We start from the raw sequence: 8,704 nt of genomic DNA on the forward strand, positions 1-8,704 counted from the left end.
GGTTGCTGCCGACGATGAAGCCCGTCTTGCTGACCAGGGTGACCTCGGCCTGGTTGTCATAGAGGCTCTTGCCAAGGTGCTCGGCCAGTTGCTGAAAGATGGGCAGGTTCATGTCGACCCCGGTGATCCCGGCAAACTTGCCATCCTTGAGGACGGGCACCGTCAGGCTGGTCATCAGCATCTTCTGGCCAGGGCTTATCTCGTAGAGGTAGGGTTCCATCAGGCAGGGGCGACGAGTCTCGCGACCGCAGAGATACCACTCGCTGTTGCGAATGCCGAATTCATTGCGCGAGGTGTCGAACTTGGCGTCACTGGTGGCGGCATCTATGGTCTGCTGCGCGATGTTTCCGTTCTGTTCCCGGGTGAAGTAGACCTCGAGACTGCCCTTGCCGGCAACCGAATGGCTGGTGCCCGTCTGCCAGTCGGCGTCCTGTCCGTCGTAACCGTTGGGTTCGAACTGGGCGTAGATGGAGCTGATCCCGTTTGCCTGGCGCAGGCGGCTGCCAAGCAGGAGCTCCACTTGCGGGCGGCTCAGCCGCTGGTCCGGCTGGGCCATGCTTCCTTCAAGCTGCGCCGCCATGCCGAGCGGTATCTGATAGGCCTGCTGCAACTGGTCTTCGATCTGCACGGCATACCGCTCTGCCTGGAATTGCAGGGAACGGGAAACTTCCTGCTCCAGGGCGCCACGGGTCTGCGCCATGATGTCATCGCGCAGTCCGTTCAGCGAGGAGGACTGTATCCATGTCATAGCGACGCCACTGGCGAGAAAAAGTCCCAGCGTGAGCAACAACAACTTGGTCTTGAGCGGACGTTGTTTCATTCGACAACTCCTTTTGGCAAGAATGACAACGATATGGTCGGAGCGGATCCTGACAGTTGTACTGTACTGGATTTGTTGATGGGTTTGTGCACGGCTTCTGGTTATAATTTTGGCCTTCCCGAGCGTTGATGGAACAGTCGCAATGAGCAATGCACTGAGCAGTATTCCGCCGGTAGTCGAGATGGACTACCCCTTCCCGGCCAAACCACAGCCCCTGACTCCCGAGCAGAAGGCGACCCTGATCGCCGAGATCAAGGTGCTGCTGCAGGCGCGCCAAGCCGTGCTGGTTGCCCATTACTACACGGATCCCGAGATCCAGGCCCTGGCAGAAGCCACCGGTGGCTTCGTGGGTGACTCCCTCGAGATGGCCCGCTTCGGGCGCGACCATGCGGCCCAGACCCTGATCGTGGCCGGTGTGCGCTTCATGGGAGAGACCTCCAAGATCCTGAGCCCCCACAAGCGGGTGCTGATGCCGACGCTGGAGGCCGAGTGCTCTCTTGATCTGGGTTGTCCCATCGACCAGTTCTCCGCCTTCTGCGATGCCCACCCCGATCACATTGTGGTGGTCTATGCCAATACCTCGGCAGCGGTGAAAGCACGGGCCGACTGGGTGGTCACCTCCAGCATTGCGCTGGAGATCGTCGAACATCTGGACAGTCAGGGTCACAAGATCATCTGGGGCCCGGACAGACACCTCGGCGCCTACATCGAGAAGAAGACAGGGGCCGAGATGCTGCGCTGGCAGGGGCACTGCATTGTGCACGACGAGTTCAAGGCCAAGGCGCTGCGCGAGCTCAAGGCCCAGAACCCGGATGCCGCCGTGCTGGTGCACCCGGAGTCCCCGGCCTCCGTCATCGAGCTGGCGGATGCGGTGGGGTCCACCAGCCAGCTCATCAAGGCCGCCAAAGAGCTGCCCCAGCAGAAACTGATCGTGGCGACCGATCGCGGCATCTTCTACAAGATGCAGCAGGCATGCCCGGAGAAAGAGATGGTGGAAGCGCCCACCGGCGGTGATGGTGCCACCTGCCGCAGCTGCGCCCACTGCCCCTGGATGGCGATGAACGGCCTGGTGGCCATCAAGGAAGCCCTGACCGACGGTGCCGAGCGTCACGAGATCCATGTGGATGAGGCACTGCGTCTCAAAGCGCTTGTCCCGCTCGACCGCATGCTGGATTTCGCCGCCGAGCTCAAGCTCAAGACCCAGGGCAACGCCTGACTGACCCTGATGGCAAGATGCAAAGAGGGCTCCCGCGGGAGCCCTCTTGATTTATCCGTCAGCCGTATCGTCAGATGATGACGGTGGAGAAGCTGTGCTCCTCGTCGGGCGCGACGGTGATCCCGTCCTCGGCGGTGATGGCCGCCTCGACACAGAGCATGGTGCGATAACCGTCGTCACTCATGTCGGCCATGGCGCTGGCCCCTTCCTGCCAGGGGGTCCAGACCACCACGCTGTCGTGGTTGCCGCTGACCACCCGGGTGGTGCGCTCACCATCCTGCACGCTGACCATGGCATCGGGCTGGCGGTAGATGCGATCCATGGCTGCGGTGACGGTCAGCGCTCCCTGTTGCAGTTCGTTTCGGCCGGTCAGCTTGTCCAGATAGGGTTCGCCGAGGCCGGTCACGGTTACCGCTTCCGGCGCACTGATCTGCAGGTAGGTGTGCAGGGCGGCATTGTAGGTGAGCGTTGACTTGCCGGTGTTGCGGGTGGTCAGCACCAGGGAAAGCTCCTTGCCGACCAGTACGTCCAGCTCCAGCTCGAAGGCATGGGGCCAGAGCGTCCTGCTGGCATCGTTGTCACGCAGGGAGAGGTGGACGAGTGTGCCATCCCCGTGATCGGAGACCCCATCCAGCGTCCACAGGCAGTTGCGTGCGAAGCCATGAGCCGGCTTGCCGCTGCCAACGCGAGCGGGGGAGGGGCCGAACCAGGGCCAGCAGAGGGGAATGCCGCCGCGAATGGGCTTGCTGCCATCCAGTATCGCCTTGTCGCTGAGCCAGAGAGAGGCCGGTTCACCATGGCGTTGGTAACGCAGCACATGGGCGCCAAACAGGCTTATCTCGGCCCTGGCGTGCTCATTGTCTATGGTCAGCAGGGGCAGGCCATCCTGGCTCAGGGTGCAGTGGGCAGTCAGCGTACGTGTCGGTGTCATAAAGGCTCCAGTGCTCGGGGACATTCAGAAAGGGTCCGTGATTCAGAATACAAAAAGGCGGCCATTGGCCGCCTTTTTTCAAGCTACGCGATTGCGCATCCCAAATTACTTGGAGATGTGAGCGATCAGGTCCAGAACCTTGCTGGAGTAGCCCATTTCGTTGTCGTACCAGGAGACGACTTTCACGAAGGTCTTGTTCAGCTGGATACCAGCCTTGGCATCGAACACGGAAGTCTGACGCTCACCCAGGAAGTCGGTGGAAACCACTTCGTCTTCGGTGTAGCCCAGCACGCCCTTCATGGCGCCTTCGGAGGCAGCCTTCATGGCCTGGCAGATTTCAGCGTAGGACGCTTCTTTCTTCAGGTTGACGGTCAGGTCAACAACGGACACGTCCGGAGTCGGCACGCGGAAGGCCATGCCGGTCAGCTTGCCGTTCAGTTCCGGGATGACCACGCCAACAGCCTTGGCAGCACCGGTAGAGGACGGGATGATGTTCTGAGCCGCACCGCGGCCACCGCGCCAGTCTTTGGCAGACGGACCATCAACGGTCTTCTGGGTAGCAGTGGTAGCGTGAACGGTGGTCATCAGGCCGGATTCGATACCGAAGGTATCGTTCAGAACCTTGGCGATGGGGGCCAGGCAGTTGGTGGTGCAGGAAGCGTTGGAAACGATGTCCTGGCCAGCGTAGGAATCCTGGTTGACGCCCATGACGAACATCGGGGTAGCGTCTTTGGACGGACCGGTCAGTACGACTTTCTTGGCACCAGCAGCGATGTGCTTGCGAGCGGTTTCGTCGGTCAGGAACAGACCGGTTGCTTCGGCAACAACGTCAACACCGATTTCGCCCCATTTCAGGTTGGCCGGGTCACGTTCAGCGGTAACACGTACGGTTTTGCCGTTGACGATCAGGTTGCCGTCTTTGACTTCAACAGTGCCCTTGAAGCGACCGTGAGTGGAGTCGTACTTCAGCATGTAAGCCATGTAGTCAACGTCGATCAGGTCGTTGATACCAACCACTTCGATGTCAGCACGCTCAGCGGCCAGACGGAAAACGAAACGACCGATACGGCCAAAACCGTTAATACCTACTTTGATAGTCATAATTGGTTACCTAACTGTTCAGTAGTCAAAGAAAATTCCGTTTGTAAATTTACTAGAACTCCCTCGCGAGTCAACCAACAATCTGCGCGAAATTGCGCTATATCATGAAAAACTGTGAAATTTATTTTCGGTTTATGTAACTGGCTACCAACTTTTGTTGAATGCATCATCAGCAAAGTCGGTGGCAGAGAACAACAATAGTGCCTGCCCGGTCACACATCCAGCCGGGGAGATATGTAAAAATGTGCGCGGTTTAGCATGGCCAAAGAGCCACTGTTCAAGTACCAACCATAAAAATTAATCACAAAATAGCGTAGACAGAATCCACAGCGGGAATTCTCAAACTATGACCACCCTGATTGAACAGCTGGCTGCCGCCAAAGGCATTGCCAGTGAGTATGTTGATGCCTGGGGCCAGCCGGCCCTGGTATCGGAAGAGAGCAAGGCCGCCATGCTGGGCGCCATGGGCTACCGCGTCGACGACGAGGCCGCCCTGTCCGAACAGCTTGAGCAGGAGCACCGCCAGCACTGGCTGCGCGCGCTGGATCCCGTGATGGTGGTACGCAGCGGCGACGCCGTTACTCTTGAGGTTCGCCTCCCCATCGAATTCGTCAACGATGCCCTCACCTGGCAGCTCCAGCAGGAGCAGGGTGCAGTGCTGTCCGGTCAACTCACTCCCATCGAGGGTGAGCTGGTCGGGGTGGCCGAGTTCGAGGAGATGGAGTGTCAGGCCTATCGCGTCACCCTGGATGTGCAGCCTGCGCTGGGTTATCACCAGCTCATCCTGCTGGAAGAGGGCAATGACGAGCCGCTGGCCACCATGCGTCTCATCGTCGCCCCCAAGTCCTGCTACAAGCAGGCGCCCATCGCCAATGGTCGCAAGGTGTGGGGTCCGAGCGTCCAGCTCTACTGCCTGCGCAGCCGCCACAACTGGGGCATCGGCGATTTCAGCGATCTCGGCCAGCTGGTTGAGAATGCCGCCGCCTGGGGAGCCCACTTCGTCGGTCTCAACCCCATTCATGCCCTCTATCCGGCGAACCCGGAGAGTGCCAGCCCCTACAGCCCCTCTTCCCGTCGCTGGCTCAACGTCGCCTATATCGACGTGGAAGCGGTGCCCGAATTCCTGGGCAACGATCGCCTGAAAGCGGAGGTGGCGAGCCCGGCCTTCCAGCAGCACCTCACCTCCCTGCGGGTCAAGGACAACGTGGATTACACCGGCGTCATCCAGACCAAGATCGGGATGCTGCGCCAGGTGTTCGACCAGGCCAGCTTCAGCGCCGAGCGTCAGGCTGCGTTCGATGCCTTCGTGGCTGCCGGCGGTGACAGCCTGCAACAGCAGGCAGCGTTTGACGCCCTTCAGGCCCACTTCTATGCCAAGGGCGAGAATGCCTGGGGCTGGCCGGTCTGGCCCGAGGCGCTGCGCGATTACCACAACCCCGAAGTGGCGGCCTGGATGGCCGAGCACCAGCAGGATGTGGCCTTCTATCTCTATCTGCAGTTCCTGGCTGACGAGCAGTTGGCCCGGGCCGATGCCCGCGCCAAGGCCGCCGGCATGGTGATGGGGATCTACCGGGATCTGGCGGTCGGCGTCTCCGAAGGCTCCACCGAGATCTGGGCAAACCGGGATCTCTACTGCCCGAAAGCCTCGGTCGGTGCACCGCCCGACATCCTCGGCCCCCTCGGCCAGAACTGGGGCCTGCCCCCCATGAACCCGAACCAGCTGTTCGAGGCCGCCTACCAGCCCATGGTGGATCTGTTCCGCGCCAACATGCGCTCCTGCGGCGCCCTGCGCATCGACCACGTGATGGCCTTGCTGCGCCTGTGGTGGGTGCCGCCCGGAGAGTCGGCCGCCAAGGGCGCCTACATCTATTACCCGGTGAACGATCTGCTGGGGATCCTGGCCCTCGAGTCCCACCGCAACCAGTGTCTGCTGATCGGGGAGGATCTCGGTACCGTGCCGGAGGGGATCGACGTGACCCTGAAAGAGAACGGCGTCCACTCCTACAAGGTGTTCTTCTTCGAGCGTTCCAAGGACGATGGTGGCTTCATCTCCCCGGCGCACTACGCCGAGCAGGCGATGTCCGCCCTGACCACCCACGACATGCCGACCCTCAAAGGCTTCTGGCACTGCGACGATCTGGCGCTGGGACGCGAACTGGGCCTGTACCCGGATGAAGACGTACTCAAGACCCTGTATGCTGATCGCCATCAGGCCAAGCAGCGGATCCTTGACAGCCTGCATGCTCATGGGGTCATCTCTGGCAATATCAGTCAAGACGTGAACTGGGTCGGCATGAATACCGAGCTCAACCACGGTCTGCAACTGCACATGTCCCGCGGCAGCTGTGCCCTGTTCAGCACCCAGCTCGAAGACTGGCTGGAGATGGACAAGCCGGTCAACGTGCCGGGTACCAGCTACGAGTACCCCAACTGGCGTCGCAAGCTCTCCCGGGATCTGGAGGATATCTTCGCCGACGAGGCGCTCAAGAATCTGGCGGGCAAGATGAGCCGGGCCCGTGACGAGGCCAGCCGTTGAGCCTTGAACGCCAACATGTGACTCACTTTCATCCGCTTCGGCTTCGGCCGAAGCGGATGTTCAGCCATCAAAGGAAATGTCGATGCCCGTTGAACGTTTGGTTGCCGCCCGCTGTGCCGATCCCTTCTCCCATCTAGGCCTGCTGGCCAATCCGGATGGGCCAGGCCTGAAACTCACCGCCTGGTTGCCCGATGCACTCGAGGTCCGGGTCAGGGATCTCAAGTCAGGCAAGATAGTTGCCACCCTGACCGCCGCTGACGAAGCGGGCCTCTTTGAAACTGTTTTCACCCGCCGCAAGAATCCCTTCCCCTACCAGCTCATCGCGACCTACGCCGACGCCAGTGCCGACATCATCGATCCCTATCAGTTCCAGGCTACCGCCTGGGAAGGGCTGGCTGAACTCACCTGGCAACCGGAAAACCTCTACCACACCCTCGGCGCCCAGTTGCGCACCGTGACGCACCTCGGCCAGCAGGTGGAAGGGGTACGCTTTGCCGTCTACGCGCCTAGCGCAACCGCCGTGAGCCTCATCGGGGATTTCAACTTCTGGGATGGACGCCGTCACCCCATGCAGCGCAGCCAGTGCGGCCACTGGGTGCTGTTCGTGCCGGGGCTCAAGGCCGGGGATCGCTACAAGTTCGAACTGAAAGACCCGGCGGGCAATCGCCTGCCCCACAAGAGCGACCCGGTGGGCTTCTACTGCGAGCAGTACCCCTCGTTCGCCTCAGTGGTCTATGACCACGGCCAGTACCAGTGGCAGGACGCCGCCTGGCGCGAGAGTCAGCTCAATGACAAGCGCGAACAGCCCCTCTCCATCTACGAGCTGCACGTGGGCTCCTGGAAGCGTCACCCTAACGGCGACAGCCTGAGCTGGCGCGAGCTGGCGGTGGAACTGGTGGATTACATCAAGGAGATGGAGTACACCCACATCGAGCTGCTGCCGGTCTCCGAGCACCCCTTCAGCGGCTCCTGGGGCTACCAGCCGGTGGGCATGTTCTCCCCCACCAGCCGCTACGGCACGGCCGACGATTTCAAATACTTCGTGGATCAGTGCCACCAGGCGGGGATCGGCGTGATTCTGGATTGGGTGCCCGCCCACTTCCCGTCCGATGCCCACGGCCTGGCCCGCTTCGACGGCACGCCGCTCTACGAGTACGAAGATCCGCGCCGTGGCTGGCACCCGGACTGGAACTCCTACATCTATGACTTCGGTCGCGACACCGTGCGCCAGTTCCTGGTGGCCAGCGCCCTGTTCTGGCTCGACAAGTTCCACATCGACGGCCTGCGGGTGGATGCGGTCGCCTCCATGCTCTATCTGGATTACTCCCGCAACGCCGGTGAGTGGGTGCCCAACGTCGATGGCGGCAACCACAACTACGAGGCGATCAGCCTCTTGAAGTGGACCAACGAGGAGGTGTACGGCAAGTACCCCCACGCCATGACCATCGCTGAGGAGTCCACCGCCTTTGCCGGGGTCTCCCGTCCCACCTTCCTCGGTGGCCTGGGGTTTGGCTTCAAGTGGAATATGGGCTGGATGCACGACACCCTCAGCTACATGCAAAAAGAGCCCATTCACCGTCGCTACCACCACAACGACATGACCTTCTCCATGGTGTACCACTATGACGAGAACTTCATTCTGTCCCTCTCCCACGACGAGGTGGTCCACGGCAAGCACTCCCTGCTCTACAAGATGCCCGGGGACGAGTGGCAGCAGGCCGCCAACCTGCGCGCCTACATGGGCTTCATGTATGCCCACCCCGGCAAGAAGCTCAACTTCATGGGTACCGAGATCGCCCAGAGCAACGAGTGGAATCACGATGCCCAGCTGCCCTGGCACCTGTTGCAGTACCCCAGGCACGGCGGCCAGCAGCGGCTGATCCGGGATCTCAACCACCTCTATCGTCATGAACCTGCCTTGTATCAGGCGGATTATGACCAGGCCGGTTTCCGCTGGCTGGATCACCAGGACGCGGACAACAGCATCTTCGCCTGGCTGCGGGCCGACAAGCTGGGGGCCCATCCGCTGGTGGTGGCCTGCAACTTCACCCCGGTGCCGCGCATCGGTTACCGTCTCGGGGTGCCGGCTGCCGGGCGCTA

Annotated in this window: 6 protein-coding genes; 3 read left to right on the forward strand and 3 right to left on the reverse strand. The window is 61.2% G+C overall.

Features of this window, described 5'->3' with window-relative positions:
• On the reverse strand, positions 1 to 820 hold an 820-nt coding region (locus AACR77_RS21540), incomplete at its 3' end, for a cache domain-containing protein (RefSeq protein ID WP_042883051.1).
• A 142-nt stretch (positions 821 to 962) separates the two neighbouring features.
• On the opposite strand from AACR77_RS21540, the gene nadA reads away from it, so the two are divergent.
• On the forward strand, positions 963 to 2,036 hold the full coding sequence (nadA, locus tag AACR77_RS21545; RefSeq protein WP_010672880.1) for a quinolinate synthase NadA: 1,074 nt from the start codon (positions 963 to 965) through the stop codon (positions 2,034 to 2,036).
• 70 nt (positions 2,037 to 2,106) lie between these two features.
• Here the strand turns inward: nadA and AACR77_RS21550 are convergent, their stop codons facing one another.
• Together AACR77_RS21550 and gap are read right to left on the reverse strand one after the other, a co-directional pair.
• Complete coding sequence (locus AACR77_RS21550; RefSeq protein ID WP_042883053.1) at positions 2,107 to 2,967, reverse strand: D-hexose-6-phosphate mutarotase; 861 nt, start codon at positions 2,965 to 2,967, stop codon at positions 2,107 to 2,109.
• A gap of 105 nt (positions 2,968 to 3,072) precedes the next feature.
• Entirely contained in the window at positions 3,073 to 4,068 is a 996-nt protein-coding gene (gene gap, locus AACR77_RS21555) for a type I glyceraldehyde-3-phosphate dehydrogenase (RefSeq protein WP_010672882.1), read from the reverse strand.
• 346 nt (positions 4,069 to 4,414) lie between these two features.
• On the opposite strand from gap, the gene malQ reads away from it, so the two are divergent.
• Both malQ and glgB read left to right on the forward strand, forming a co-directional pair.
• The gene (malQ, locus tag AACR77_RS21560; RefSeq protein ID WP_042883055.1) at positions 4,415 to 6,604 is read left to right on the forward strand and encodes a 4-alpha-glucanotransferase; all 2,190 of its coding nucleotides are present in this window, start codon (positions 4,415 to 4,417) and stop codon (positions 6,602 to 6,604) included.
• Between the two features lie 82 nt (positions 6,605 to 6,686).
• Positions 6,687 to 8,704, forward strand: a 2,018-nt coding sequence (glgB, locus tag AACR77_RS21565; RefSeq protein WP_042883057.1) for a 1,4-alpha-glucan branching protein GlgB, incomplete at its 3' end; no start/stop codon positions are given.

The sequence above is a fragment of the Aeromonas sp. ZOR0002 genome (assembly GCF_963866995.1).
Lineage (GTDB): Bacteria > Pseudomonadota > Gammaproteobacteria > Enterobacterales > Aeromonadaceae > Aeromonas > Aeromonas caviae.